24 protein-coding genes are annotated in these 24,092 nt (G+C 68.1%); 9 read left to right on the top strand and 15 right to left on the bottom strand.

Features of this window, described 5'->3' with window-relative positions:
* Positions 1-1,648: 1,648 nt before the first annotated feature.
* The 3 genes from LHU95_RS17590 to LHU95_RS17580 all read left to right on the top strand — a co-directional run bounded on the left by LHU95_RS17590 (position 1,649) and on the right by LHU95_RS17580 (position 4,342).
* Positions 1,649-2,548: a YicC/YloC family endoribonuclease gene (locus LHU95_RS17590; RefSeq protein WP_248708256.1), complete on the top strand. Its 900-nt coding sequence runs from the start codon at positions 1,649-1,651 to the stop codon at positions 2,546-2,548.
* A gap of 220 nt (positions 2,549-2,768) precedes the next feature.
* A complete protein-coding gene (gene gmk, locus LHU95_RS17585) occupies positions 2,769-3,413 on the top strand; it encodes a guanylate kinase (protein ID WP_248708255.1) in 645 nt (214 codons plus the stop codon).
* Positions 3,410-4,342: an AEC family transporter gene (locus LHU95_RS17580; protein ID WP_248708254.1), complete on the top strand. Its 933-nt coding sequence runs from the start codon at positions 3,410-3,412 to the stop codon at positions 4,340-4,342. The genes gmk and LHU95_RS17580 overlap by 4 nt, the downstream gene beginning before the upstream one ends.
* On the opposite strand, the gene LHU95_RS17575 is transcribed toward LHU95_RS17580, so the two are convergent.
* The 8 genes from LHU95_RS17575 to LHU95_RS17540 form a co-directional block, all read right to left on the bottom strand.
* Positions 4,305-5,927, bottom strand: coding sequence for a hypothetical protein (locus LHU95_RS17575; protein WP_248708253.1), 1,623 nt, complete (start codon positions 5,925-5,927; stop codon positions 4,305-4,307). The two genes, LHU95_RS17580 and LHU95_RS17575, sit on opposite strands and share 38 nt — an antisense overlap.
* Positions 5,924-6,601, bottom strand: coding sequence for an isochorismatase family cysteine hydrolase (locus LHU95_RS17570; protein WP_248708252.1), 678 nt, complete (start codon positions 6,599-6,601; stop codon positions 5,924-5,926). Before LHU95_RS17570 ends, LHU95_RS17575 begins: the two co-directional genes overlap by 4 nt.
* Positions 6,602-6,738: 137 nt before the next feature.
* Complete coding sequence (locus tag LHU95_RS17565) at positions 6,739-8,223, bottom strand: Ppx/GppA family phosphatase (protein WP_248708251.1); 1,485 nt, start codon at positions 8,221-8,223, stop codon at positions 6,739-6,741.
* A gap of 3 nt (positions 8,224-8,226) precedes the next feature.
* Positions 8,227-10,431, bottom strand: coding sequence for an RNA degradosome polyphosphate kinase (locus LHU95_RS17560; RefSeq protein WP_248708250.1), 2,205 nt, complete (start codon positions 10,429-10,431; stop codon positions 8,227-8,229).
* Between the two features lie 9 nt (positions 10,432-10,440).
* Positions 10,441-11,163 (bottom strand): chromosomal replication initiator DnaA, encoded by a 723-nt coding sequence (locus LHU95_RS17555; protein WP_248708249.1) that lies wholly within the window; start codon positions 11,161-11,163, stop codon positions 10,441-10,443.
* Positions 11,160-12,284 carry an AI-2E family transporter gene (locus LHU95_RS17550; protein WP_248708248.1) on the bottom strand — a complete coding sequence of 375 codons (1,125 nt, stop codon included), beginning with the start codon at positions 12,282-12,284 and terminating at the stop codon, positions 11,160-11,162. Before LHU95_RS17550 ends, LHU95_RS17555 begins: the two co-directional genes overlap by 4 nt.
* Positions 12,281-12,850, bottom strand: a complete 570-nt coding sequence (locus LHU95_RS17545; RefSeq protein ID WP_248708247.1) for a CDP-alcohol phosphatidyltransferase family protein — start codon at positions 12,848-12,850, stop codon at positions 12,281-12,283. Before LHU95_RS17545 ends, LHU95_RS17550 begins: the two co-directional genes overlap by 4 nt.
* Positions 12,851-12,863: 13 nt before the next feature.
* Positions 12,864-13,526 (bottom strand): hypothetical protein, encoded by a 663-nt coding sequence (locus tag LHU95_RS17540; RefSeq protein WP_248708246.1) that lies wholly within the window; start codon positions 13,524-13,526, stop codon positions 12,864-12,866.
* A gap of 13 nt (positions 13,527-13,539) precedes the next feature.
* On the opposite strand from LHU95_RS17540, the gene purM reads away from it, so the two are divergent.
* The 4 genes from purM to LHU95_RS17520 are packed head-to-tail and all read left to right on the top strand — an operon-like array spanning position 13,540 to position 16,179.
* A complete protein-coding gene (purM, locus tag LHU95_RS17535) occupies positions 13,540-14,643 on the top strand; it encodes a phosphoribosylformylglycinamidine cyclo-ligase (protein ID WP_248711582.1) in 1,104 nt (367 codons plus the stop codon).
* Positions 14,644-14,687: 44 nt separating this feature from the next.
* Positions 14,688-15,320, top strand: coding sequence for a phosphoribosylglycinamide formyltransferase (purN, locus tag LHU95_RS17530; RefSeq protein ID WP_248711581.1), 633 nt, complete (start codon positions 14,688-14,690; stop codon positions 15,318-15,320).
* 11 nt (positions 15,321-15,331) lie between these two features.
* Positions 15,332-15,490 carry a preprotein translocase subunit SecE gene (locus tag LHU95_RS17525; protein WP_248708245.1) on the top strand — a complete coding sequence of 53 codons (159 nt, stop codon included), beginning with the start codon at positions 15,332-15,334 and terminating at the stop codon, positions 15,488-15,490.
* Between the two features lie 26 nt (positions 15,491-15,516).
* Positions 15,517-16,179, top strand: coding sequence for a potassium channel family protein (locus tag LHU95_RS17520; RefSeq protein ID WP_248708244.1), 663 nt, complete (start codon positions 15,517-15,519; stop codon positions 16,177-16,179).
* A 97-nt stretch (positions 16,180-16,276) separates the two neighbouring features.
* On the opposite strand, the gene ndk is transcribed toward LHU95_RS17520, so the two are convergent.
* Positions 16,277-16,699: a nucleoside-diphosphate kinase gene (gene ndk / locus LHU95_RS17515; protein WP_248708243.1), complete on the bottom strand. Its 423-nt coding sequence runs from the start codon at positions 16,697-16,699 to the stop codon at positions 16,277-16,279.
* A gap of 151 nt (positions 16,700-16,850) precedes the next feature.
* On the opposite strand from ndk, the gene LHU95_RS17510 reads away from it, so the two are divergent.
* Positions 16,851-18,719: an ABC-F family ATP-binding cassette domain-containing protein gene (locus LHU95_RS17510; RefSeq protein ID WP_248708242.1), complete on the top strand. Its 1,869-nt coding sequence runs from the start codon at positions 16,851-16,853 to the stop codon at positions 18,717-18,719.
* Here LHU95_RS17510 and LHU95_RS17505 read toward each other — a convergent pair.
* Genes LHU95_RS17505 through LHU95_RS17480 form a run of 6 tightly spaced genes read right to left on the bottom strand, consistent with a single transcriptional unit; the run spans position 18,694 to position 23,027 of the window.
* Positions 18,694-19,071, bottom strand: a complete 378-nt coding sequence (locus tag LHU95_RS17505; protein ID WP_248708241.1) for a type II toxin-antitoxin system VapC family toxin — start codon at positions 19,069-19,071, stop codon at positions 18,694-18,696. The genes LHU95_RS17510 and LHU95_RS17505 overlap by 26 nt on opposite strands.
* Positions 19,058-19,309: an Arc family DNA-binding protein gene (locus tag LHU95_RS17500; RefSeq protein WP_248708240.1), complete on the bottom strand. Its 252-nt coding sequence runs from the start codon at positions 19,307-19,309 to the stop codon at positions 19,058-19,060. Before LHU95_RS17500 ends, LHU95_RS17505 begins: the two co-directional genes overlap by 14 nt.
* A gap of 45 nt (positions 19,310-19,354) precedes the next feature.
* Positions 19,355-20,278 (bottom strand): glucokinase, encoded by a 924-nt coding sequence (locus LHU95_RS17495; RefSeq protein ID WP_248708239.1) that lies wholly within the window; start codon positions 20,276-20,278, stop codon positions 19,355-19,357.
* Positions 20,275-21,129, bottom strand: a complete 855-nt coding sequence (locus LHU95_RS17490) for a CoA ester lyase (RefSeq protein ID WP_248708238.1) — start codon at positions 21,127-21,129, stop codon at positions 20,275-20,277. Before LHU95_RS17490 ends, LHU95_RS17495 begins: the two co-directional genes overlap by 4 nt.
* Entirely contained in the window at positions 21,126-21,815 is a 690-nt protein-coding gene (locus LHU95_RS17485) for a GntR family transcriptional regulator (RefSeq protein WP_248708237.1), read from the bottom strand. The genes LHU95_RS17490 and LHU95_RS17485 overlap by 4 nt, the downstream gene beginning before the upstream one ends.
* Entirely contained in the window at positions 21,816-23,027 is a 1,212-nt protein-coding gene (locus LHU95_RS17480; RefSeq protein ID WP_248708236.1) for a CoA transferase, read from the bottom strand. It abuts the gene before it with no gap.
* An 89-nt stretch (positions 23,028-23,116) separates the two neighbouring features.
* Between LHU95_RS17480 and LHU95_RS17475 the strand changes: the two genes are divergently transcribed.
* Entirely contained in the window at positions 23,117-24,079 is a 963-nt protein-coding gene (locus tag LHU95_RS17475) for a tripartite tricarboxylate transporter substrate binding protein (RefSeq protein ID WP_248708235.1), read from the top strand.
* The last annotated feature ends 13 nt before the right edge of the window (positions 24,080-24,092 follow it).

The following is a 24,092-nucleotide window of genomic DNA, read 5'->3' as shown; positions in this document are numbered from 1 at the left end:
TAAAACCTCGCTCCGGGGAATGCGCTAGCAAAAAAGGGGAGTTTGGATAAAAATTTCCGTATTTACGCTGGAAATACTAAAGTGTGTCTAAAGCTTATACTTTCTACGAACGGCATACTTCAGGCTGCTAAATCTCTGATTGATCCATTTTTGCGGTTGCAACGACCCAAAATTAGCTCAAAAACTTTCCGTGCCCAAACAGACCAGTGCAAATGTACGCTCAAAAGCCCGGCTGGCCAAGAGGCATCTACCGGATGGCACGTCTATTGCTAACGAAAATATCGCGAATTTCGACAAGCTTGCTCGGTTGAAAATACATCTAAAAATGAAACAACTTCAAGATAAGAAATTTAATATTAAGAAACAAGGAAACGAAAGAGAAGTAGACAGGCGGTGTCTCGGTATATATATCTGAGATATATAGGCTGTAGATAAAATCAATTAATAAAAATTCAAATAACCTAAAAAATTATATGGCTCTAATAGTGTTGCGTGTATCACAAATCATTATATAATAGAAATTTTTTAAATATATTTTTTATTTTTTAGGTCTTTATTGTGAAGATATATTCTAAGTACGTATAAAATATTTATATATATAGATGAGTGTGCTGTGATTTGAAGCCGATTTTAAAATACTCAGCAGATTCATGTTTAATATAATGGCTCTAGAGAAATCATAAGCCACCAAAGAATGTCTTCTCTATTGTGGGTCGGGCAGCGTGAGCTAACCCGGCATGCGAGAGATCTAACCCCAACCCCGCCTGGCGGGCGCCGGCGAGAAGCTCGCGAGCTATCACGTCGTAGCTTGATCAGTACAGCCATCGGGTGAAGATCTGCTGGGCTTTCTGCACCACAATGGCCGAGTCCATAGGCGCGACGATATCCGAATACGGCGCTCAGTCGCGCAGATCTCGCCCAGCCTCCGCTTCTGGTTGATTTGCGGGCGCAGCGGAAGAATGGGGCGGCTGGACGGTCTTTGCGTGCTTCCGCTGCGGAAGCGGACACCGTTGCCCTGACCGGCGGGCCACGAATGTGTAGTCGCCCCCTCTGGGCCCGAAAGGCAGCCAAGCCGACAGGCGGAGCTCCATCAAGTGCGGTGCCCAGCCGTCCCATCCGCTGGAGCTTCACGACCGGCAGCTGGGGGCATGCAGCGCCAGTCTATCAGAGCGGGACTTGGCGATGCAGATTGCGCCTCCGCCCAACGCCATTGCCGAAGGGGCGCGCTTAGAGCTTGTTCCGTTCGCAAGGGCTCACTTCACAAACTCTAGCCCCCTGTTTTCGAGCATCTTTATCCGTCCATACGCTTCCGTTTGAACGGACGCCGCTCTAGCTGGCGTCAGGGAGCCGCGTGGGCATTGCCCCGGAAATCCTCTCCTGCGTCTGCTCCCCGCCAGGGGTGCGGGGATCAGCAAGTTGGTGCAGCGCGCCTCATGGTCCACCTAGAGATGACCAGCGCAGCACCCGGGGACCAGCGGAGAAGCCGGGGTGCTCCAACTCCACCTGCCCCAGCTTCCTTTGCATGAACCCCACGTTCCGACACCTCCGAACGGATAGCGGGCACCGCGCAGTTTTCCCCTGCCGAGGAGGGATGAGGGGCAGTCCCCTTCGCCCTGGACAGGCCGCCCCCGGCGCGGGACAAGGCCCCATGACACAGCGGCTTTGCAGCATGACGGGCTTCGCGCGGGAGTCCGGCACCCTGGGGGATGGCACCGCCTTCGCCTGGGAGATGAAATCGGTGAACGGGCGCGGGCTGGAATTGCGCTTCCGCCTGCCGCCCGGCCTCGACGCGCTGGAAGCGCCGGCGCGCGAGGCGGCCGCGAAGCGCTTCAAGCGCGGCAATGTGCAGATCGGCCTGACCTTGAAGCAGGAGGGCCGCGCACCCCTCAGCCCCGACATGGCCGCGCTGGATCGCATGGTGGAATTGGCCCAGGCGCTTGCCACGCGCATCGGCGCCGAACCGCCCCGCGCCGAAGCCTTGCTGGGCCTGCCGGGCATCTTCCGTGCCGAGCAGGCGGAGCCCACCGAAGCCGAGGAGGAGGCGCGCCGCGCCGTTCTGCTGGCAAGCTTCCAGCGCGCACTCTCTGCGCTGTGGGATGCGCGTGCCGCTGAGGGCGCGCGGCTGGCCACCATCCTGACCGCCTTGCTGGACGAGATCGCCGCCCTCTGCGCGGCGGCCGCGACCGAGGCGGCGACGCAGCCCGAAGCCCAGCGCGTGAAGCTGATGGACAGCCTGAATGCCCTGCTCGGCGAGGCCGGGCGCACGCGCTTCCCAGAGGAGCGCCTGGCGCAGGAGGTGGCGCTGCTCGCCGCCAAATCCGATGTGCGCGAGGAGCTGGACCGGCTGGGCGCGCATCTCGCTGCCGCCCGCGCCCTGGTGACGGAGGGCGAGGGCGCTGGCCGCAAGCTCGATTTCCTCGTGCAGGAATTCGTGCGCGAGGCGAATACGCTGTGCAGCAAATCCGCCAGCGTGGCGCTGACGCGGATCGGCCTGGAATTGAAGGCCGCCATCGAGCGGCTGCGGGAGCAGGCGGCAAATGTCGAGTGACCCGTCCGATCGCGGAGCGGAGCGGAGCGTGAATCGGCCGGGCGGCAACGCATCCGATCGCGGAGCGGAGCGGAGCGTGAATCGGCCGGGCGGCAACGCATCCGATCGCGGAGCGGAGCGGAGCGTGAATCGGCCGGGCGGCAACGCGTCCGATCGCGGAGCGGAGCGGAGTGTGAATCGGCCGGGCGGCAACGCGTCCGATCGCGGAGCGGAGCGGAGCGTGAATCGGCCGGATGGCGACCCCACGCGCCGCGGGGTGTGCCTGGTGCTCGCCTCCGCGCCGGGCGGCGGCAAGACCAGCGTCTCTCGCGAGCTGCTCAAGACCGAGCCGGAACTCTCCCTCTCCATCAGCGCCACCACCCGCGCCCCCCGGCCCGGCGAGGCCGAGGGCGTGCATTATTTCTTCCGCACGCCGGAGCAATTCGCGGCCATGGTGGCGGCCGATGAATTGCTGGAGCATGCGAGCTTCCTCGGCCGTTCCTACGGCACGCCGCGCGCGGCGGTGGAAGCAGCACTCAGTGCCGGGCGCGATGTGCTGTTCGATATTGAATGGCAAGGCCACCGCCAGTTGCGCGCCAAAATGCCGAAGGATGTCGTGGGCATCTTCCTGCTGCCGCCCTCGATCGAGGAGCTGGAGCGCCGCCTGCGCGGCCGCAACCAGGATAGCGAGGCGGAGATCGCCCGCCGCATGAGCGCCGCCCGCACCGAGCTCGCCCATTGGGATGAGTTCGACCATGTGCTGGTGAATGAGGATTTCGCGGCGACGGTGGCGGCCGTCCGCGCCATCCTGCACGCGGCGCGCACCCATCGCAGCCGGCAGCCCTGGCTGCCAGGCTTCGCCGCAACCCTGCTTGGCGACGCGTGAAGGAGGCGTTTCTCGTCCTGCTGGAGGTGGTGGCGCCGATCTTTGCCATCATCGCCGCGGGGTATCTGGCGGCGGTGCGGGGCTTTGTGGATGCGGCGGGTTTTCGCGGCCTGAATGGCTTTGCCTTTTCGCTGGCGGCACCGGCGCTGTTATTCGCCAGCGGCACGGCGGGGCACCAGGGCGGCGGTTCGGCGGCGCTGGCCTTCTTCCTCGGCGCGGGCCTGCTCTATGCGGTGGTGCTCTGGGGTGCGAGGCGGGCCGGGATGGGCCTCGCGGCGGGCGGCATGCTGGCGCTGGATGTCAGCTACGGCAACACGGTGATGATGGGCATTCCGCTGATCGTGGCCGCCTTCGGCGCGCCAGGGCTGTCGATTTTGCTCACCATCCTCGCCCTGCATTCCATGGTGTTGCTGGGGGCGGCGACGGTGGTGGCGGAAATCGGCCAGAACCAGCGCGCCGCGCCCCTGCGGCTGCTGCGCACCACGCTGGCCGGGGTGGCGCGCAATCCGGTGGTGATGGCGGTGATCCTCGCCATGCTCTGGAGCAGCCTCGCATGGCCGGTGCCGGGTGCGGCGCGGCGGACGCTGGAATTGCTGGGGGCGGCGGCCCCGCCCGTGGCGCTGTTCTGCCTGGGCGGCAGCCTGCATGGCTTTGATGCCCGCGCCGCCTGGAAGCAGACCGGGCTGACCGTCCTGCTGAAGCTGCTGGCGCTGCCGGCGCTGGTCTGGGCCATCACCTCGCTGATGGGCCTCTCCGAGTTCGAAATCGCGGTGGCGACGGTGACGGCAGCCTTGCCCACCGGCGCCAATGCCTTCCTGCTGGCGCGGCGCTATGCCGTCGGCACCGAGGCGTCGGGTGCCTCGGTGCTGGTGTCCACCTTCCTCTCGCTGATCACGCTGACGGTGCTGCTGGCGGTGTTCCGGCCTTAGCGCGCAAGGTCTTCACCCGCGCCGTGGCACGGGCCAGCCCCGCATTCACCCAGGCCGGTGCCGTCCCCTCCTGCCGCGCGCAGGCCATCAGGAAAGTGGCCACCATCAGATAGGCGAAGGCAAGCCCGGGTGTGACGGCGAAGCCCACCGCCGGCCCGTGCATCAGGCCGAAGAAGGTCATCACCGCCCCCGCCGCCGCGAAGGCCGAGGCCTTCACATAGTCGCGCTCGATGATGAAGACGGCGATGGCGCCCAGGATCAGACCGCCCAGGATCGCGCCCTCGCCCATCACGGCCAGGCCCGGATAGAGCACGCCCATGCCGATCAGCTTGTCCATGCCGACGGCGGCCGCATTGGTGCCGGCCGCCCCCAGCGCGCCGTCGATCAGCGTCTTGGCCCAGGCGGCCAGATGCGGCGTCAGCGCCAGCACCACGGCGGGGGCATGGCCCTTCGGCGTCTCCTGGAAGGCCTGTGCGCCGATCAGCATGCCGATGTAGAGCAGGATGGGCGCGATCGCGACGACCGGCACCAGCGCCAGCAGCACGGAGGCGATGCCGAGCCAGGTGAAGATCAGCACGGCCACACCCGTCGCCGCCGAATAGCCGATGCGCCCGCCCATGGATTTCCAGCCGGGGTGGCCGATATAAACGGCGTTGATGAAGGGGTTGCCCATGCAGCAGCCGATCAGGCTGACCACGCCATCGGCCGTCAGCACGCGCGTCGTGGGGTAGTGGTCGCCCGCGGCCTCGGCACTTTCCACATTGTCCAGCGCTTCCACCAGATCGTAGATGCCGAAGGGGATGGCCGTGACCAGGATGATGCCGATGAACTGGAAGCCGCTGAACACATGGTCGAAGGCAGGCAGCGGGATATGGAAGCCGAGCTGGCTGAAGGAGGCGCCGAGTGCCGTCAGCCCCACGCCACCGACACCGAGCCCGATGGCCGCACTCCCCCAGGCGATGATGAGCCCGAAGGCAATGGCGACCAGCCCCGCCGGGATATTGCGCGGATAGCGAAACCCGCCGAACCAGGCGACCAGGATCACGGCGAAGCAGATCAGCCCCAGGATGGGCGTCATGAACATCTCCAGCGCCGGCCGCATCGCGATGAAGGTGACCGACACGCCGGCCAGCGTGCCCAGAAGTGCCGCGCGCGGCGTGATGCGGCGGATCCAGGGTGCCGCATAGGCGCCGAAGATCAGCACGAAGCTTTGCACGAAAACCCAGGTGAGGCCCGCTTCCCAGCCCTTGATCGGGTCACCCGTCATCTGCGCGATGGGCAGCATGATGACCAGGCAGACGACGAACATATGCGGCACGGAAATGCCGGAGGGCAGGGCGCAGACATCGCTGCGCCCCGTTTCCTGCATGAGCTTCCAGCCGAGCCAGGCGTAGTAGCCGGTGGAGAGGAACATCATGAGGCCCGCAGCGGGCAGGATGCGGCCAAAGACGATCGCATCCGGCATGCCGACGACGAAGCGCAGCAGCCCCGTCAGCACCAGCAGATTCACCAGGATATTGGTGCCGAATCCGAACAGGGCGTTCCAGTCCCCCGGCGTCCAAAGCTGCGTGCGCGTCATGCTCATGGCGTGGTCTCCTGCAAGGCGGTGATGGCGGCGGCGGCGGGCGCGACCCAGCCGAAGATCCCGCCCTGGGCGTGGATCATGGCGAGTGCTGCCGCGTGAAACTCGGGAAAATAGGAGGCGCAGGCATCGCTGATGACGGCGCAGCGAAAGCCGCGGTCATTCGCCTCGCGCACGGTGGTGCTGACGCAGACCTCGGTGGTGACGCCGGCCACCAGCAGGGCTTCGATGCCGCGGTTGCGCAGGATGTTTTCCAGATCCGTTGCCCAGAAGGCGCCCTTGCCGGGCTTGTCCAGCACCACCTCGCCCAGGGCGGGGGCCAGTTCGGGAATGATGTCGTGGCCCGCCTCGCCGCGGATCAGGATGCGGCCCATCGGCCCCGCATCGCCGATGCGCATCCCGGGCGGGCTGCGGGTGAGCTTGGCGGGCGGGCAATCGCTCAGATCGGGCCGATGGCCCTCACGCGTGTGGATGACCAGCAGGCCAGCCGCGCGGGCGGCGGCCAGGAGTGCGGCGCAAGGCCCGATGGCGCGATGCAACTGGGTGACGTCATTGCCCAAAGCCGCGCCGAAGCCGCCCGGCTCCAGAAAATCCCGCTGCATGTCGATGATGATGAGGGCGCAGCGCGCAGGGTCGAAGGCGAAATCGCCAGGCAAGGCCTCGATCCGACGCAACATCCCATTCCTCCGAATGACAAACCGGAGGAAATCAGATTTTGGCCGGGCCTGACGGACGAAATTGCCCTAAATATGCGCGCCAGGCACTGAGCTGCATGGCGGCAGCAAAGAAATTTCGCAAGTTGCCGCGAAAACGCTCAATCCACTTCCAGCGCCGGATCAAGCCCCAGCGTCACCGAGAGGGATTCCAGCCGCCGCAACACGCTCTCCCCGGCAAAGACGCCGGCACCCTGGTGCAGCCTCAGCGTGAGCCGCCGGCCGCGGCGCTCCAGCAGGGTGGCGTCCAGCAGGCCCGGCACGCCGCCCGAAAGCGTGAAGGCGAGTCGCAGCGCCGCCCCCAGGATTTCCGCCCGCCGGACGGATGCCGCCGAAAGCAGCAGCCGCGCCGGCGCCAGGTAGGCGGCGGTGGGGTCGGCCTCGTAACGCAGGGCGGCCACCAGGGCGAGGAAGGCACGGGCATGGTGGTCCAGCCCCACGCCATGCAGGCGCAGCAGCCGGAAAAACGCCTGTTCGGCGCGATATTCGGGGTGGTCCTCGGCGCCGCTGTCGCTGATCCAGCAGGCGGCGGTGCGCAGCGCGGGCTCGGCATCGCCATCCTCGACCAGCGGTTCGGTCCAGCGGATCAGGGCGGGCGGCAGGCCCGCATCACGGCCAAAGCGCAGGCCGATCTCCTGCGCGGCGGCCAGCAGCGGGTCGCGCAGGCGCTCCGCCGCATGCAGCCGCCGGCCATACCAGCCCTCCCGCAGCCCATTGGCCGAAAAGACCACGCGCGCTGCGCCCGAGGCGCGCAGCAGGCGGCGCATTACCACGGCGGCAAAGGGCAGATCCCCCACGCGCTTGGTGGGTGCGGCGGGCATGCGCTCCAGCGATTTGCGCGGCGCGTTCATCACCACACCCGCCAGGTCCCGCGCTTCCTCGCGCCGGATGGCGTAGTGATGCACGATCGAGAGCGGATAGCCGGTCTGCGCGATATGGATGCGCGCCAGGGCGCGGAAGGTGCCGCCCACCAGGAACAGGTCCCGCACCGCCGTCGCCCCCAGCCAGGGCACGCGCTTGAATTCGGCTTCCGCGATGCTGCGCGCGCGCGCCACATCGCCCTCGGCGCGTTCGGCGAGGCGGATGGTGCCGATGGGCAGGGAGACCGTGTCCATGATGCGGCCCTGCACCAGCCGCACCAATTCCAGCGAACCGCCACCCAGATCGCCCAGCACCCCATCGGCCATGGGCACGCCCAGCAGCAGCCCCTCGGCGGAAAACCGCGCCTCCTCATCGCCCGAGAGCACGGTGATGCGCGCCCCGGGCATGACAACGGCCAGGCCCGCCATGAAGGCGGCCCCATTGCTGGCATCGCGCACGGCGGCCGTCGCCAGCACCTCCACCGGATCAGCCCCCATGCCGCGCGCCAACGCGTGGTAGCGGCCCAGCACGGTCAGCGTCTGGGCGGCCGCTTCCTCGTTCAGCAGGCCGGTGGCGTGCAGCCCTCGGCCCAGGCCGAGCACGGCCTTTTCGTTGAAGATCACATGCGGATTGCGGAGCAGGCCCTGATAGACCACGAGCCGAACCGAATTGGAGCCGAGATCCACCACGCCGAAACGCGGCGGGTGCTGGGGCGCTGACGCCATCACTTAATCCTGATGCAACCTGTCGGCCTTGGGGCGGCGGCCGGAGGGGCGCGGTGGCGGCGCATTCAACGCGCTGCCCCGGCCGGAGAGAGAAGGGTTGGTCATGAAATACTCATGCGCCGAGAATTGCCGCGGGTCGGGCGTGCGGCGCCGCCAGGAGCCATCCGGCTCCAGATCCCAGCTTTGCGCCGCATCGCGCAGATTGACCACCATGATCTGGTCCAGCACCTGGGCATGCACCGTCGCATTCTCGACCGGCACCATGGTTTCCACGCGCCAATCCATGTTGCGCGCCATCCAGTCGGCGCTGGAGATGAAGACGCGGGCGCGGCGCGAGGGCAGCCGGTGGCCATTGCCGAAGCAGTAGATGCGGCTGTGCTCCAGGAAGCGGCCGACGATGCTTTTCACCCGGATATTCTCGGACAGGCCCGGCACGCCCGGGCGCAGGCAGCAGATGCCGCGCACCACGCATTCCACGCGCACGCCGGCCTGGCTCGCGCGATACAGCGCATCAATCAGGTCCCGGTCCACCAGGCTGTTCATCTTCAGCCAGATGCCGCCGGGCTTGCCGGCATTGGCGAAGGCGGTTTCCTGCTCGATCAGCCCCAGGAGGGAGGGGCGGATGGTCAGTGGCGCGAAGGCCAGCCGCTCCATCGCCTCGGGCCGGGCATAGCCGGTCATGTAGTTGAACAGCTTGGAGGCATCGCGCGTCAGCATCGGATCGGCCGTGAAGAAGCTGAGGTCGGTGTAGATGCGGGCGGTGATCGGGTGGTAATTGCCCGTGCCGAAATGCGCGTAGCTGCGCAGATTGGCGCCCTCGCGCCGGATCACCAGGCTGATCTTGGCGTGGGTCTTGAGCTCGACGAAGCCATAGACGACCTGCACGCCGGCCGCTTCCAGCTCCCGCGCGATGGAGATGTTGCGCTCCTCATCGAAGCGCGCCTTCAGCTCCACCATGGCGGTGACGGATTTGCCCGCCTCGGCCGCTTCGATCAATGCGCGGGCAATCGGGCTGTCACGGCTGGTGCGGTAGAGCGTCTGCTTGATGCCGACCACATTGGGGTCGCGCGCGGCCTGGCGCAGGAACTGCACCACCACGTCGAAGCTCTCATAGGGGTGATGGACCACGATGTCCTTGGCGCGGATGGCCGCGAAGCAATCGCCGCCGAAATCCAGGATTCGTTCCGGAAACCGCGGCGTATATGGCGTGAACAGCAGATCCGGCCGGTCATCCACGATCAGCCCCTTGAGGTCCGCGACGCCCAGCAGCCCATCCACGGGAAACACCGCGCTGCGGTCGGCATCCAGTTCCTCGGCGACGAAATCGATCATGTCGGAGGGCATGCGCGCATCCACGGCGAGGCGAATGGCGCGCCCCCGCCGGCGGCGCTTCAGCGCCGTCTCGTAGCTGCGCACCAGATCCTCGGCCTCTTCCTCGAATTCCACATCGGTGTCGCGGATCAGGCGGAACAGGCCGCGCTCGGCCGGGATGAAGCCGGGGAAGAGGTGGTGCAGGTTCAGCGCCACCGCGTCTTCCAGCAGGCAGAAGCGGATGCCGGGTTCACCGCCCGAGGGGGCGCCGGGGGGCAGGCGGATGAAGCGATCCAGCTGGGGCGGCAGGTTGATCAGCGCCCGCATCGTGCCGCCATCCTCCTCGCGCACCAGCTTCAGCACCATGCAGAAGGCGAGGTTGGAGATGAAGGGAAACGGATGCGCCGGGTCCACCGCGAGCGGCGTCATCAGCGGGAAGATGCGTTCCTGGAAGAACAGCTCCAGCCAGGCGATATCGGCCGCCTGCAATTCATCGGCATCGAGCACGGCGAAGCCGGCCGGGCGCAGCAGATGCCGCAGGGTGCGCCAGGCCTCCTGCTGGCCCTCGATCAGCGTCAGCCCGCGCGTCTGGATGGCGGCGAGCTGCTGCGTCGGGGACAGCCCATCGGGTGTCAGGGTCTGCACGCCCTCGCGCTCCTGGCCGATCAGGCCGGCGACGCGCACCGAATAGAATTCATCGAGGTTGGAGCCGGAGATGGCGACGAAGCGCAGGCGTTCCAGCAGCGGATGCTGCGGATTGGCGGCCTCCTCCAGCACGCGGGTGTTGAAGTCGAGCCAGGACAGCTCCCGGTTGAAGAAGCGCCCAGGATCGCTGAACAGCGCGGCCGCGGGCAGGGGCGGGGGCAGGGGCGTTGGCAGGGCTTCGGCGCTGGACATGACGCGTTCCTACAACAGGGCCGGGCTGCGTGGCACGGGTCCGGGGGGCGATGTCTCTGAACCATCATCGAACAAGGGCGCCAGCACGGCCAGGGCGGCCCCGCGCGTCAGCCGCCGCCCGGCCGTGAGCGAGGCGCGGTCCAGCCGGGCCACCGCCTCGGCCATCACGGCGGCGCGGCGCGGCAGCCGCTGCCGGAGCGTGCCAAGCAGCCCGGCATCCAGCTGCATCTGCCGGTCCGCCAGATGCTTGGCGAGGAGCGCCTCCAGCAGCGCATCCGAAGGCTCGTCCAGCAGCGCGACGGCGGTGGCGGCGAGGCGCGAGCGCAGATCGGCCAGCTGGATGCGCCAGCGCGAGGGCGGGCGGGGTGCCGCCATCAGCAAGGGCAGCCGGGCTTCGGCGCAGGCATTCATCAGGTGCAGCAGCGCGGTTTCCTCGCCCGGGAGATCCGCCTCATCGAGGGCCACGCCACGGATCGGCGCCTCGGGCAGGCCGCGCAGGGCAGGGCCGCGCAGCAGCGCCCAGCCCTGCGCCTGGGCCGTGGCGTGCAGCAGATGCGTCTTGCCGGTGCCCGGCGGGCCGGCGAGCACAAGGCGCCCATCCGGCCAGCGCCCCCCGGAACCAAAGCCTGGTGCCGAGAGCCAGCGCAGCGCCTCCTCATTGCTGGCATCGGCCACGAAATCGGCCGCCGCGAAGGAGGGTGCCGCCTCCATGGGCAGCACGAGCTGGGTCATAGGCCTGTCCTTGGCGGATCGAGATAGAGCGGGCTTTCCAGGTAGCGCCGCAGCCAGTGCCGCGCCAGCACCCCCATGGCGGCCGCGATGGGAACGGCCAGCAGCACGCCCAGGAAGCCGAAGGCGACGCCGCCGGCAAACAGCGCGAAGATGACCCAGACCGCGTGCAGCTCCACACGGTCCCCGATCAGCCGGGGATAGATGATGTAGGCCTCCAGGATCTGGCCGATGATGAAGACGCCCACCACCATCAGCACGCCATTCCAGTCGCCCCATTGGCCGACGGCGAGCAGCACGGCCAAGGCAAAGCCCGTGAGCGAGCCCACATAGGGAATGAAGGAGAGAAAGCCCGAGATCAGCCCGATCATCAGGCCGAGTTCCAGCCCGATCAGCGACAGGCCGCTCGCGTAGAAGACGCCCAGCACCAGGCAGCACAGCAATTGCCCGCGCAGCCAGGCGGAGAGCACGCGGTCCATGTCGCGCGCCAATTGCCGCAGGGTGGAGGCCGAGCGGCGCGGCAGCCAGCTTTCCATGCGCGCCATGATGCCCGGCCAGTCGCGCAGCAGGTAGAAGCTGACGACCGGCGTCACGATGGCCAGGGTGAACACGTTGAACAGCGCGAAGCCGCCGCCGATCAGCCGTGTGGCGGCGGTGCCGAGCCAGCTGACCATGGCCCCCGCCTGGCCGATGATGAGTTCGCGCAGCCGCGCATCCACCATCTCGGGGCCGGCGGCTTCCTCGAGCGACATCAGGAAATCGCGCAGGCCTGCATTGATGGTGGCGATATAGCCGGGCAGGCGGGCCAGCAGCACGCCGATCTGCGCGATGATGAGCGGATAGAGCAGCAGCACCGCCAGCAGCCCGAGCAGCACCAGCAGCAGGACCAGCACCATGGAAGCCAGGCCACGCGGAACGCCGAGCCGCGCGAGCCGGGTCGCCATCGGGTCCAGGAAATAGGCGATGCAGACCGCCAGCACGAAGGGCGTGAGGATGGCCGAGAACAGCCACAGCGCAAACAGGAGGGCGGCCAGCACGCCAAGGCTGAGCATGGTGCGCTGCCGGCGCGTCGCCACCATCGGGCCCGGGCGGCCACGGCCTGGCGGGGGGGGCATGTCGTTCATCGCGCGGGCGCCTGCAGGTGCCGCGCGCTTTGCGCGACATAGGCGATGCCCGAAGCGAGGGTGGTTGCCGCCACCAGCCAGACGAGGCCCGTCATGGCGGCCGCCATCGGCACCTCGAAGCCGGCGGTGAACAGCGCCAGCGCCGCCAGCAGGATCTGCACCAGCGTGTTCAGCTTGGAAATCCAGAGCGGCCTGATGGGCGGCCGATTGCCCAGCATCCACAGCAGGGTCAGCCCGCCGACGATCAACAGGTCACGGAATACCACCAGGATGGCCAGCCAGTCGGGCAGCACGCCAATGGCCGCCAGCGTGACATAGACCGAGACGAGCAGGGCCTTGTCCGCCACCGGGTCCAGCAGGGCGCCGATCGCCGAGCGCGCATTGCGCACCCTTGCCAGCCAGCCATCCAGCCCATCCGAGGCGCCGGCCGCCAGGAACAGCAGGAAAGCCAGGTCCAGCCGGTGCTGCAGGATCAGCCAGATGGTCCCCGGCACGGCAAAGAGCCGCGCCAGCGTGATCATGTTGGGCAGCGTCAGCAGGATATGCGGCGGGGGGCTTTCGCTCATGGCTGGCGGCTGGTCAGCCCCCGGCCCCCAGCGAAACCTGCCAGGCGGCGCCGTTGCTGGTGATGAACAGGCCCGAGCCGGTGAGGGCCGCCGCCGCCTCGGCCGCGGGCTGGCGCAGCCCCAGGCGGTAGCGCGCGGAATCCATGCTGAGCGAGATGATCTCCATGCCGGCCACGCTGCCCGAGGCGCGCAGCCGGCGCCGCAGCTCCAGCCATTCGGAGAGCGAGCCATGCTGGCTGCTCGCCTCCACGTAGGCTTCCGCCGCCATCGGGATGTTGAGAGCGAGGCCCCCGCCCGAGCCCCCACCCGAGAAGCTGCGCCCCGTCGCGGAGGCCACCCTGCCCGGATTGAACTGCACCGTCAGCCGGCCCGAATAGCGGGTCGGGGTGGTGCGCTCCTCCTCGACGATGAGGGCGGCGACCATGCTTTCGAGCTGCGAATCCGAGGGCGTGCTGCTGGTCGTGCCGCCGCTGGCCTCCATCAGCCGCAGATAGGCGATGCGCCTGGCGCTGGCATGGGCGCGGTCCCGCGCGAGGACGGCGTTCTCGGCCGTCGCCTCGGCCGGGACGCCGCGCTGGACAAGGGGGTTGTCCTGAGCGGCCAGGGGCGGGCAAAAGAGCAGCGTCAGGATCGCGGCCGCCAGCAGGTGTGTGGTGATCCGGGCGGCGCTGAACATCTTTCTCATCCTCATTTCACCGCGTTGGTGTAGCCCATCGGAGGCGGCCCTGAACAGTTCCGAGAAGAACGGTCTCACCTATGCCCAGGCCGGGGTGGATATCGAGGCCGGTGACGCGCTGGTGGAGCGCATCAAGCCGCTTGCGCGCAGCACGCAGCGCAGCGGCAGCATGGGCGGGCTGGGCGGCTTCGGCGCGCTGTTCGACCTGAAGGCCGCGGGCTTCACCGACCCCGTGCTGATCTCCTCGACCGATGGCGTCGGCACCAAGCTGCGCCTGGCGATCGAGGCGGGAATCCATGACAAGGTCGGCATCGACCTCGTCGCCATGTGCGTGAACGACCTGATCGTCCAGGGCGGCGAGCCGCTGTTCTTCCTGGATTATTTCGCGACCGGCAAGCTCGATGTGGCCCAGGCGGCCGAGGTGGTCGCCGGCATCGCCGAGGGCTGCCGCCAGGCCGGCTGCGCGCTGGTGGGTGGTGAGACGGCCGAGATGCCGGGCATGTATCACGGCGGCGATTACGACCTGGCCGGCTTCTCGGTGGGGGCGGCCGAGCGCGATGCCCTGCTGCCGCGTGATGTGGGCCCGGGCGATGTGCTGATCGGCCTTGCCTCCTCGGGCGTGCATTCCAACGGCTTCTCGCTGGTGCGGCGGGTGATCGAGGCTTCCGGGCTGGCGCTGACAGACCCCGCCCCCTTCGCGCCGGGCCTGAGCCTGGGCGAGGCGCTGCTGGTGCCGACGCGGATCTATGTTCGCTCCTTGCTCGCGCTGCATCGGGCGGGGCTGCTGAAGGCGGCCGCGCATATCACCGGCGGCGGGCTGCCTGGCAATCTCCCGCGCGTCCTGCCCGACGGCGTCGCGGCCGAGGTCATCGGCGGCTCCTGGCCGCTGCCGCCCGTCTTTCCCTGGCTCGCTCGGGCCGGTGGCGTGGTCGAGGCGGAGATGCTGCGGGTGTTCAATTGCGGCCTGGGCATGGTGGTCGTGGTGGCGGCCGAGCATGCGGAAGCGGCCTTGTTGCAGTTTCAGGCGGCGGGTGAGGCAGCCTTCCGGATCGGCCAGCTGGTGCCCGCCACGGCCGGGGGTGTCGAGGTCACGCTGCAAGGCGCACTCGGCCTGTGACACGGCCGCGCGTGGCCATCCTGATCTCCGGCCGCGGCTCCAACATGGTGGCGTTGCTGGAAGCGGCGGCGCATCCCGACTACCCGGCCGAAATCGCGCTGGTCGTCTCCAACCGGGCGGATGCGGCCGGGCTCGATCGCGCGCGCGAAATGGGGGTGCCGGCCCTGGCGATCCCCAGCCGCGCCCGCCCGCGCGAGGCCTTCGAGGCGGAACTGGCGGCCGTGCTGGCCCAGCACCAGATCGCCATCCTGGCCCTGGCCGGCTTCATGCGCGTGCTGACCGAAGGCTTCGTCCAGGCCTGGGAGGGCCGGATGATCAATATCCACCCCTCGCTGCTGCCGAGTTTCCCGGGGCTGGACACCCATGCCCGCGCGCTGGCCGGCGGCGTGCGGCTGCATGGCTGCACGGTGCATCTGGTCAGTCCCGGCGTGGATGAGGGGCCGATCCTGGCACAGGCCGCAGTCCCCGTCCTCGCGCATGACACCGAAGCGAGCCTGGCGGCGCGCGTACTGGAGCAGGAGCACCGGCTTTACCCGGCGGCCCTGGCCTGGCTGGCGGCGGGGCGCGTGCGGGTGCAGGAAGGGCGCGCGCATGTGGCCGCCACCGATGCGCGCGGGCGCTTGGTGAACCCCTTGCCGGCCGGCGCGGCAGTTTCTACACAGCCCTTACGCGATTGAGGATCACAGCCATGGCCGAGCAGCAGATGCAGATCGAGATGATCGAAGTGAAGGCCGAGGACATCATCGGCGAGCGCCGGGCGATGTTCGACAGCTTCACCACCGCCACCACCTGGAGCATCGGCGCCGTGGTGGTCCTGCTGGTCGGCCTCTACCTGCTCTTCGGCTGAGCCGATGGGCGCGGCGCGCCCCTGAGATGAGCCTGCTGCCGCGCGGCGAACATGCGCTGCACCCGCTCCTGCTGGCCTTGCTGCTGCTGATCCTGGTGGTCAAGCCGCTGGTCGAGCTGGGGCTTCTTCCGCCCTTCGCCATGATGCTTGGGCTGCAGGCAGTCATCATCGCCGGGCTGTTCTGCCTGGACGAGGCCGCGAACCTCACCCGCAACCTCGCATTTCTGGCCGTGCTGGCCTCACTGGGCCTGCAAGCCCTGGTGCTGGGATGGTCGGGGGCCGTGCCGGCCCTGCTGGCGGTTGCCGGCGCCGCGCTTGCCATGAGCGTGCTGGTGGCGGCGATCCTGCGGCAAAGCTTCGCCGCGGGGCCGATCAGCTTCCGCCGAATCGAGGGCGCCATCGCCGCCTATCTGCTGATCGGGCTGGTCTTTGCCTGCCTCTATGCCATGCTGCACGGCCTGGTGCCGGTCGCTTTCCTGCACCAGGGTGAGCCGGCGCAAGAGGCGGAGCACGTCGTCAGCTACATCTTCTTCAGCTTCGTGACGCTGACCACCACGGGCTACGGGGATATCGTGCCGGTCCATCCGGTGGCGCGCTCCCTGGCCATCCTGGAGGCGCTGACGGGGCAGCTCTACCTCGCGATCCTGCTGGCGCGGCTGGTTTCGCTGCAGGTCAACCACCGCGAGTAGCCAGCCCCGGCGCAGGCCCAGGGGGCTGCGCATCGCGCCGGGCACAAAAAAACGGCCGGACCTTGCGGCCCGGCCGTGGCCTGGGGTGAGCCGAAGCTCAGCCGACCAGTTCGTTGCCCGCGAAGAAATAGGCGATCTCGATGGCCGCATTCTCCAGGCTGTCGCTGCCATGGACGCTGTTCGCCTCGATGCTCTCGGCGAACATCTTGCGGATGGTGCCCTCGGCGGCGTTGGCGGGGTTGGTCGCGCCCATCAGGTCACGATGCGCGAGGACAGCGTTCTCGCCTTCCAGCACCTGCACGACGACAGGGCCGGAGACCATGAAATCCACCAGGTCATTGTAGAAGGGGCGGGCGGCATGGACTTCGTAGAATTTCTTGGCGTGGGCGCGGCTCATCCAGATGCGCTTCTGGGCGATGATGCGCAGGCCGGCCTTTTCATAGACGGCGTTGATGGCGCCGGTCAGGTTGCGGCGCGTGGCGTCGGGCTTGATGATGCTGAAAGTGCGTTCGATGGCCATGAGGGCGTCCTTTGACGTGATGTTGCGGGGCAGATGCCCAAGCCCGGGCGCGGGCGCAAGCCCTGGCCGCGATCAATCGCCCCGCTTTCGCGTATTTCGCCCCCGCATTTCAGTGATGTCGCAACGCAACAAACCCGTCTAAACCCCGCACATGACCGTTCTCACGATTCAAGACCTGACCATCCGCATGGGCGGCCGCCCCCTGATGGAAGGCGCCTCGCTGCAGGTGGATACCGGCCGCAAGATTGGCCTGGTGGGCCGCAATGGCGCGGGGAAATCCACCCTGATCAAGGCCATCCTGGGCGATATCCAGGCCGATGGCGGCGAAATCCGCCTGGCCCAGCGCGCCCGCATCGGCCACGTGGCGCAGGAAACCCCGGCGGGCGAGACCTGCCTGCTCGACATCGTGCTGGAAGCCGATACCGAGCGCGCATCCCTCCTGGCCGAGCTGGAGGCCCACCCGGAGCCGGTGCGCGCCAGCGAGATCCATGAACGCCTGATGGCCATCCAGGCCGATGCCGCACCCGCGCGGGCGGCCACCATCCTGGCCGGCCTCGGCTTTGACGCCGCCGCGCAGCAGCGCCCCTCGCGCGAGTATTCGGGCGGTTGGCGCATGCGCGTCAGCCTCGCCCGTGCGCTGTTCCTGGAGCCGGAATTGCTGCTGCTGGACGAGCCGACCAACCACCTCGACCTTGAGGCCGCCATGTGGCTGGAAGGCTGGATCGCGCGCTTCTCGGGTGCTGCCATCATCATCAGCCATGATCGCGGGCTGCTGGAGCGCTGTGTCGATTCCATCGCGCATCTGGATCGCCAGAAGATCACGCTCTACCCGGGTAATTTCGAGAATTTTGTCCGCGTGCGCACGGAACGCGCGGCCCAGGTGGCGGCCCAGAATGTGAAGCTGGCGGCCGAGCGCGCGCATATGCAGGCCTTCGTGGACCGCTTCCGCGCCAAGGCCAGCAAGGCGCGCCAGGCGCAGTCCCGCATCAAGGCGCTGGAGCGCATGCCGGCCCTGGAGAACGTGATCGAGGATGTGGCGACGCGCTTCCAGTTTCCGCAGCCTGAGCAACTTTCGCCCCCCATCCTGACGGTCAGCCGCGGCAATGTCGGCTATGGCAATCACGTGGTGCTGCGGGACCTGGATATCCGCATTGACCAGGAGGACCGGATCGCGCTGCTGGGTGCCAATGGCAATGGCAAATCCACGCTGGCGAAGCTGCTGGCTGGCCGCATGAAGCCCATGTCCGGCGATATCCATCGGGACCGGCGGATGCGCGTGGGCTATTTCGCGCAGCACCAGGAGGATGACCTCGATCTCGAAGGCACGCCGCTGTCGCATATGACGCATGCCCTGCCGCGCGCCACGCAGGGGCAATGCCGCTCGCAGCTCGCGCGCTTCGGCCTGGATGCGGATCGCGCCGAGACGCAGGTGAAGGGGCTTTCCGGCGGCGAGAAGGCGCGGCTGCTCATGGCGCTGACCACGCGCGACGCGCCGCACATGCTGATCCTGGATGAGCCGACCAACCACCTGGATATTGATGCCCGCGAGGCGCTGGTGAAGGCGCTGGCGGATTACGAGGGGGCGGTGATCCTCATCAGTCACGACCCGCATCTGGTGGAGCTGGTGGCGGATCGGCTCTGGCTGGTGGCCAAGGGCGTGGTGACGCCCTTTGACGGCGACCTGGATGATTACCGCGCGCAATTGGGCGGCCGCACCGCTGCCGCTGCAAAGCGCGAGGAGAAGAAGGATGACCGCAAGCAGGCCAAGGCCGCCGTGGTCGAGAACCGCGCCGCCCATGCCCCGCTGCGCGCCCGCCTGAAAGGGATCGAAGTCACGCTCGCCAAGCTGAATGAGGAGGCGAAGGTGATCGAGAACGCACTGGCCGACCCCAGGCTCTACGAGCGCGGCAAGACCGACCTGATCTCGCGCGCCACTGCCAGGCGCGCGGCCATCGCCAAGGATGTGGAGCGGCTGGAGAGCGAGTGGCTGGAAATCACCGAGCGGCTGGAGGCGGCGTGAGCGCCAGGAGCGCCTTGTCCAGCGTGATGAGCGGCGCGTTGAGGCTGCGGGCCAGCCAAAGATAGCTGGCGTCGTAATGCGTCAGGCGCGTTGCCTCGGCCAGGGCCAGGGTTTCGGCGTGGTCCACTGGGTATTCCTCGATGGCGAGGCTGGGGTGCAGCGCGTAGGCCGCCCGGATCGCGTCCCGCCGCTCCGGCTGACGGCGGGATTTCATCAGGCAGACATTCGCCAGTTCAAAGCTGAAGATCGAGGATGTCGCCAGCCTCTGGCCGTCAATCAGCGCCGCGATGCGGCTAGCCTCCGGTTCATTGAACAGCAGCGCGACGATGGCCGAGGCATCAACGACCAGCAAGGGAATCCCGATCCCGATCCGCCCTGATGATCTCCACCCCATCGGCCGGCGTCTCCAGCCCCAGCGCACGCACCGCCTCCAGCACCGCCAAGGCGTCGGCGACGGGTGGCTCCATGGAGGCCTTCTCGATAATGGCGAGCAACTCGCCCTGGAGGGACCTGTGATTCCGCGCCGCGCGTTCGCGCAGGCGCTGCACCACATGGTCGGGGGCGTGCTTGATGGAGAGGGTGACGGGCATGGTTCTGATTTGGCTCCAATCTGGAGCCAGTTTAGGGCCCAGGGGTCAGCTTTTCAACGCGAACTGCGCCAAGCCCAGCAGCCCCGGCTGTGGATGCCGGATCAGCCGCACCGGAATCCGCGCCAGATAGCCCCGCATGCGCGGCCGCTCCTGGAACCGCTCCAGGAAGCCGGCGCGCGGCAGCAGCCCGGCCAGCGCCTGCGCCACGCCGCCCGCGAGATAGACGCCGCCCCGCGCGCCCAGGCTAAGCGCCACATCGCCGCAAAACCCGCCCAGCGCCTGGCCGAACACCGCGACCGCTTCACGCGCCACGGGGCAGCCCGCTTCCGCGGCGGCGCTGATCTCGGCGCCATCCCGCCGGGGCAGGGCCACGCCGCGCAACTCCGCCAGCCCGTCATGCAGCGTCACGAGGCCGATGCCCGAGAGGAAATCCTCGGCCGAGACGGCGCCCTGCCGGGCCTGGAGCCAGGCCAGCAGCGCGGCCTCGGTCGCATCGCGCGGCGCGAAGCCGATATGCCCGGCCTCGGTCGGCAATGCGCCATGCCCCGGCAGGAAGCCGGCCACGCCAAGCCCGGTCCCCGGCGCGATGATGGCTTGCGGCGCTTCCGGCGCGGCCACGCCCGCCTGCCAGCTTTCGACATCCGCGGCGCTGAGGGCGGGCAGCGCGCAGGCCATGGCCTCCAGGTCATTGACGAGGCGCAGCGAGGCCAGGCCGAGTGTCGCCGCCAGCGCCGCGGCGTCAAACGCCCATGTGCCATTGGTCAGCCGCGCCCTTTGGCCCTCGATCGGCCCGGCAATGGCGAGGATGGCGCTCTCAGCCGGGCCAAGCCGCGCGCGCGCTGCCCGCATGGCGTCCAGCGCTGTGGGGTGATCCGCCACGCGCTGCGTCACCACCGCGCCGAAGCGGCCCCCCTCGGCCAGGGCGAAGCGCGCCTGTGTGCCGCCGATATCGCCGATCAGCGTGGTCACGCGGCGGCGGCTTCCTCGGCCAGCGCGATGATGCGCTCCATGCGCGGCACCAGGTCCATGGCAATGAACTCCCCATCCACGAGCGCCACCGCCTCGCCCCGCGTCGCCGCCTCCGCATAGGCGGCGACGAAGCGGCGGGCCTTCGCCACCTCGGCCGCATCGGGCGTGAAGGCGGCGTTGATCGGCGCGATCTGGTCGGGATGGAACACCACCTTGCCGGAGAACCCAAGCTCCTTCGCGGCCAGCGCATCGGCATGGGTGCCGGCCACGTCCCGCAGTCCGAGCAGGAAGGGCGCGTCAATCGCCTGGATGCCGACGGCGCCGCAGGCGGCGGCGATGGTGGCGCGCGGGAATTCCAGCGCGCGGGCGCTCAGCGCGCCGCCGGTCTGCAGCGTGTAGTCGCCGGGGCCGAAGAACATGCCGATCAGCTTGGGCGAAGCATCGGCGATGGCGAGCGCGTTCAGCACGCCGCGCGGGGTTTCCAGCGTTGCGATGATGCCGATATCGCGGCCAGCGAGCGCCGCATCCAGCTGCTGCAATTGCGCGGCGGATTCCACCTTGGGCACCAGCAGCGCGTCGAGGTGATCCAGCGGCAGGGCGGCCAGGTCCCGCGCGAAATCCTCGGTGCCGATGCCGTTGATCCGCACCGCGCGCTCGCGCCTTCCGAAATCCAGGCCGCGCAGCGCGGCGGCGATGGTGGCGCGGGCTTCTTCCTTGCGGCTGGGCGGCACTCCATCCTCCAGGTCGAAGGCGAGGCTGTCGGCTTGCAGGGTCACGGCCTTCTCCAGCCGCTCGCGGCGATGGCCCGGCGTGATCATCATGGAGCGGCGCAGGCGCCAGGGCTTGGTCATGCGGGGATTCCAGCGGGTGGGGTGAGGCCAAGCCGGCGAAAGCCGCTGTCGAGGATGACGCGGCGGAACTCGGCCTCCGCGCGGTCCGGGTCACCGGCGCGCAGGGCGGCGAGGAGATGGTCGTGGTTCAGCAGCACGCCCTCGCCCCCCGCCTCGAAGGCCGGATGGCGATGCAAAAACAGCCGCACGAGATGCGACATGGAAAGCCAGGCGCGCAGCAGGAACTCATTGCCGGAAGCTCGGCAGACCAGCTCGTGAAAATGCCAGTCGGCATCGCGCCACTCCGCCACGCGCCCAGCCTTGGCAGCGGCCAGGATTCGGCCGTGCTGCGCTTCCAGCTCGGCCAGCTGCCCAGGTGTCGCGCGGGCGGCGAGCAGGCGCGCCGCCATGCCCTCCAGCGTCGCGCGCATCACCACCATCTGCGCCGCCTGCGCGGGCGAGACCTGGGCCACGCGGGGCGAGCGGCCGGGGCGGCGTTCCACCAGCCCCTCGCCCTCCAGCGCCTTCAAGGCCTCACGCAAAGGCCCGCGGCTGACGCCGAAGCGGGCGGCCAGGCTCGCTTCCACGATCCGCTCGCCCGGCGAAAGCTCGCCCGCGCGCATCGCCTCGACCATGCGCGCGGCCAGCGTCTCGGGCAGGGAGGCGCGGGGCGGCAAGGACCCAAGGGACGTCCAGGCGTCGGGCACTCAGATCACTTCGAGCTTGGTCAGCCGGTCGATCTCGGCCTGGTCCAGCTTCATCCAGTCCCGGTACACCTCGTCATTATGCTCGCCCATCGAGGGGCCCAGCCACTTCACCTTGCCCGGCGTATCCGTCAGCCGCGGGACGAGGTTGGGGATGGCGAGTTCGCCGACACGGGGGTCCTTCATCATCAGGATATTCTCGCGGTGCTTGTATTGCGGGTCCTGGAAGATTTCCTCGATGGAATAGACCGGGCCGCAGGGCACCTGCTCGCGCTCGCAGATCACCATGAGTTCGTCGCGCGTGTATTGGCTGGTCCAGTGGCTGACATAGGCATCCACCTCGCCGCGCGCGGCCTCGCGCTGCTTGATCTTGCCCCACTTGCCCTCATCGGCCCATTCGGGGACGCCCATGGCGCCGGCCAGGCGGGCGAAGATCTTGTCGCTGGTGCAGGCGATGGCGATCCAGCGCTTGTCCTTCGTCGGATAATGGCTGTGCGGGACGACGTTGACGGTGCCAGGCCCCATGCGCTCACGCACATAGCCGTTCAGCTGAAAGGAGGGAGCAAGCTCATCCAGGATGCGGAAGATCGGCTCATAAAGGCCGATATCCACCACCTGGCCGCGCCCGGTCTTTTCCCGCGCCTGGATGGCGAGCAACGCGCCCAGCGCGCCATAGAGCCCGGCCAGGTAATCGGGGATGGTGGCGGAACCGGGTGTGACCGGCGGGCGGTCCGGATAACCGGCGAGGTAGGACAACCCGCCAAAGGCATTGCCGATGCGCCCGAAGCCGGGGCGGCCGCTATAGGGCCCGGTCTGCCCGTAGCCTGAGATGCGCACCATGATGAGGCGGGGATTCACCTCCTTCAACACATCCCAGCCCAGGCCCCATTTCTCCAGGGTGCCGGGCTGGAAATTCTCGACCAGGATATCCGCCTCGGCGATCATGCGCTTGAGCAGGGCCGCGCCATCGGGCTTGCGCAAATCGAGTGTCGCGGAGCGCTTGTTGCGGCATTCGGAAAGCCAGGGCAGCGTCTCACCGCATTCGGTGACGGTGCCGAATTTTCGCAAGGGGTCGCCCACGATGGGCAGTTCCAGCTTGATCACATCGGCGCCGAATTCGGCGAGCTGCGTCGAGCAGAAGGGGCCGGCCAGGAAGCTGGAGACATCAATGACGCGAACGCCGTCGAGCGGCATGACCTGCTTGGTATCGGACATGGTTTCCTCGGGTTGATTTCTGTTGACAGTTTGCACTGGTCAAATTTGTCCGGTCAAGCCAGGATGCGAAAAACCAAGGGAGAAACACGATGATCCGGATCACCCGCCGCGCGGCGCTGCTCAGCGCGCTCGCCACGCCCGCGCTTGCGCAGCCGGCCGCCTGGCCGCAGCGCCCGGTGCGCATCATCGTCCCCTATGCGGCGGGTGGCGGCACGGACCTCACCACGCGGGCCGTGATGGAGGCGGTGGGCCAGCGCCTCAACCGCCCCATGATCATCGAAAACCGCCCCGGTGCGGATGGTGCCATCGGCAGCGAGGTGGTGGCCCGCAGCGCGCCCGATGGCCATACGCTCACCGGCATCAACCCCACACACCTGCTGCTGCGCCACACCGCGGCCAGCCTGCCCTATGACCCCACGGCGGATTTCACGCCCATCGCGGTCTTCGCGCTGTATTCCTTCGTGTTGCTGGCTGCCGCCGATGCGCCCTTCCGCGACGTCCCCGGCCTCATCGCCGCCGCCCGCGCGCAGCCGGGCGCCATCGCGCATGGCACGGCGGATGTGGCCTCCGGCGTCGTCGCCGCGCAATTCGCCAAGGCGGCGGGCATCGAGCTGAATGAGATCCGCTATGCCGGCGGCGGGGCCTCCACGCGGGATCTGATGGGCGGGCATCTGCCACTCGCCTGGGTCAGCACCGCCACCGCCATGCCGCTGATGCAGAGTGACCGCATCCGCATCATCGCCGTCACTTCACCACGCCCCTCGCCCTTCCTGCCGGAGGTGCCGAGCTTCGCGAGCCTGGGGCTGGGGGCGGCCAGCTATGAGGGCTGGTTCGGCCTGTGGGGCCCGGCGCGGATGGCGCCAGAGGTGGTGGAACGCATCAATGCCGAAGCCAATGCCGCCGCCGCGACCGAGACGGTGCGGGCACGTTTCCGCACCCTGGCGGTCGAGCCCGGCGCGCTGGATGTGGCCGGTGTCGCCAGCCTGATGCGGGAGGATGAGGCGCGCTGGGCGCGGGCCGCCGCCGAGGGTCTGCTGCGCCGCGCCAGCTGAGCTGCCCCCGGTT

Source organism: Sediminicoccus sp. KRV36 (genome assembly GCF_023243115.1).
Classification (GTDB): domain Bacteria; phylum Pseudomonadota; class Alphaproteobacteria; order Acetobacterales; family Acetobacteraceae; genus Roseococcus.
The sequence above is the reverse complement of the archived record's forward strand: the minus strand, read 5'-3'. Positions and strand labels throughout refer to the sequence as shown.

Coding starts and splice junctions, on each gene's coding strand:
- LHU95_RS17590 (WP_248708256.1), top strand. CDS start 1,649: ATGACACAGCGGCTTTGCAGCATGACGGGCTTCGCGCGGGAGTCCGGC.
- LHU95_RS17575 (WP_248708253.1), bottom strand. CDS start 5,927: ATGAGCATGACGCGCACGCAGCTTTGGACGCCGGGGGACTGGAACGCC.
- LHU95_RS17570 (WP_248708252.1), bottom strand. CDS start 6,601: ATGTTGCGTCGGATCGAGGCCTTGCCTGGCGATTTCGCCTTCGACCCT.
- LHU95_RS17565 (WP_248708251.1), bottom strand. CDS start 8,223: ATGGCGTCAGCGCCCCAGCACCCGCCGCGTTTCGGCGTGGTGGATCTC.
- LHU95_RS17560 (WP_248708250.1), bottom strand. CDS start 10,431: ATGTCCAGCGCCGAAGCCCTGCCAACGCCCCTGCCCCCGCCCCTGCCC.
- LHU95_RS17555 (WP_248708249.1), bottom strand. CDS start 11,163: ATGACCCAGCTCGTGCTGCCCATGGAGGCGGCACCCTCCTTCGCGGCG.
- LHU95_RS17550 (WP_248708248.1), bottom strand. CDS start 12,284: ATGAACGACATGCCCCCCCCGCCAGGCCGTGGCCGCCCGGGCCCGATG.
- LHU95_RS17545 (WP_248708247.1), bottom strand. CDS start 12,850: ATGAGCGAAAGCCCCCCGCCGCATATCCTGCTGACGCTGCCCAACATG.
- LHU95_RS17540 (WP_248708246.1), bottom strand. CDS start 13,526: ATGTTCAGCGCCGCCCGGATCACCACACACCTGCTGGCGGCCGCGATC.
- purN (WP_248711581.1), top strand. CDS start 14,688: ATGGTGGCGTTGCTGGAAGCGGCGGCGCATCCCGACTACCCGGCCGAA.
- LHU95_RS17525 (WP_248708245.1), top strand. CDS start 15,332: ATGGCCGAGCAGCAGATGCAGATCGAGATGATCGAAGTGAAGGCCGAG.
- LHU95_RS17520 (WP_248708244.1), top strand. CDS start 15,517: ATGAGCCTGCTGCCGCGCGGCGAACATGCGCTGCACCCGCTCCTGCTG.
- ndk (WP_248708243.1), bottom strand. CDS start 16,699: ATGGCCATCGAACGCACTTTCAGCATCATCAAGCCCGACGCCACGCGC.
- LHU95_RS17510 (WP_248708242.1), top strand. CDS start 16,851: ATGACCGTTCTCACGATTCAAGACCTGACCATCCGCATGGGCGGCCGC.
- LHU95_RS17500 (WP_248708240.1), bottom strand. CDS start 19,309: ATGCCCGTCACCCTCTCCATCAAGCACGCCCCCGACCATGTGGTGCAG.
- LHU95_RS17490 (WP_248708238.1), bottom strand. CDS start 21,129: ATGACCAAGCCCTGGCGCCTGCGCCGCTCCATGATGATCACGCCGGGC.
- LHU95_RS17480 (WP_248708236.1), bottom strand. CDS start 23,027: ATGTCCGATACCAAGCAGGTCATGCCGCTCGACGGCGTTCGCGTCATT.
- LHU95_RS17475 (WP_248708235.1), top strand. CDS start 23,117: ATGATCCGGATCACCCGCCGCGCGGCGCTGCTCAGCGCGCTCGCCACG.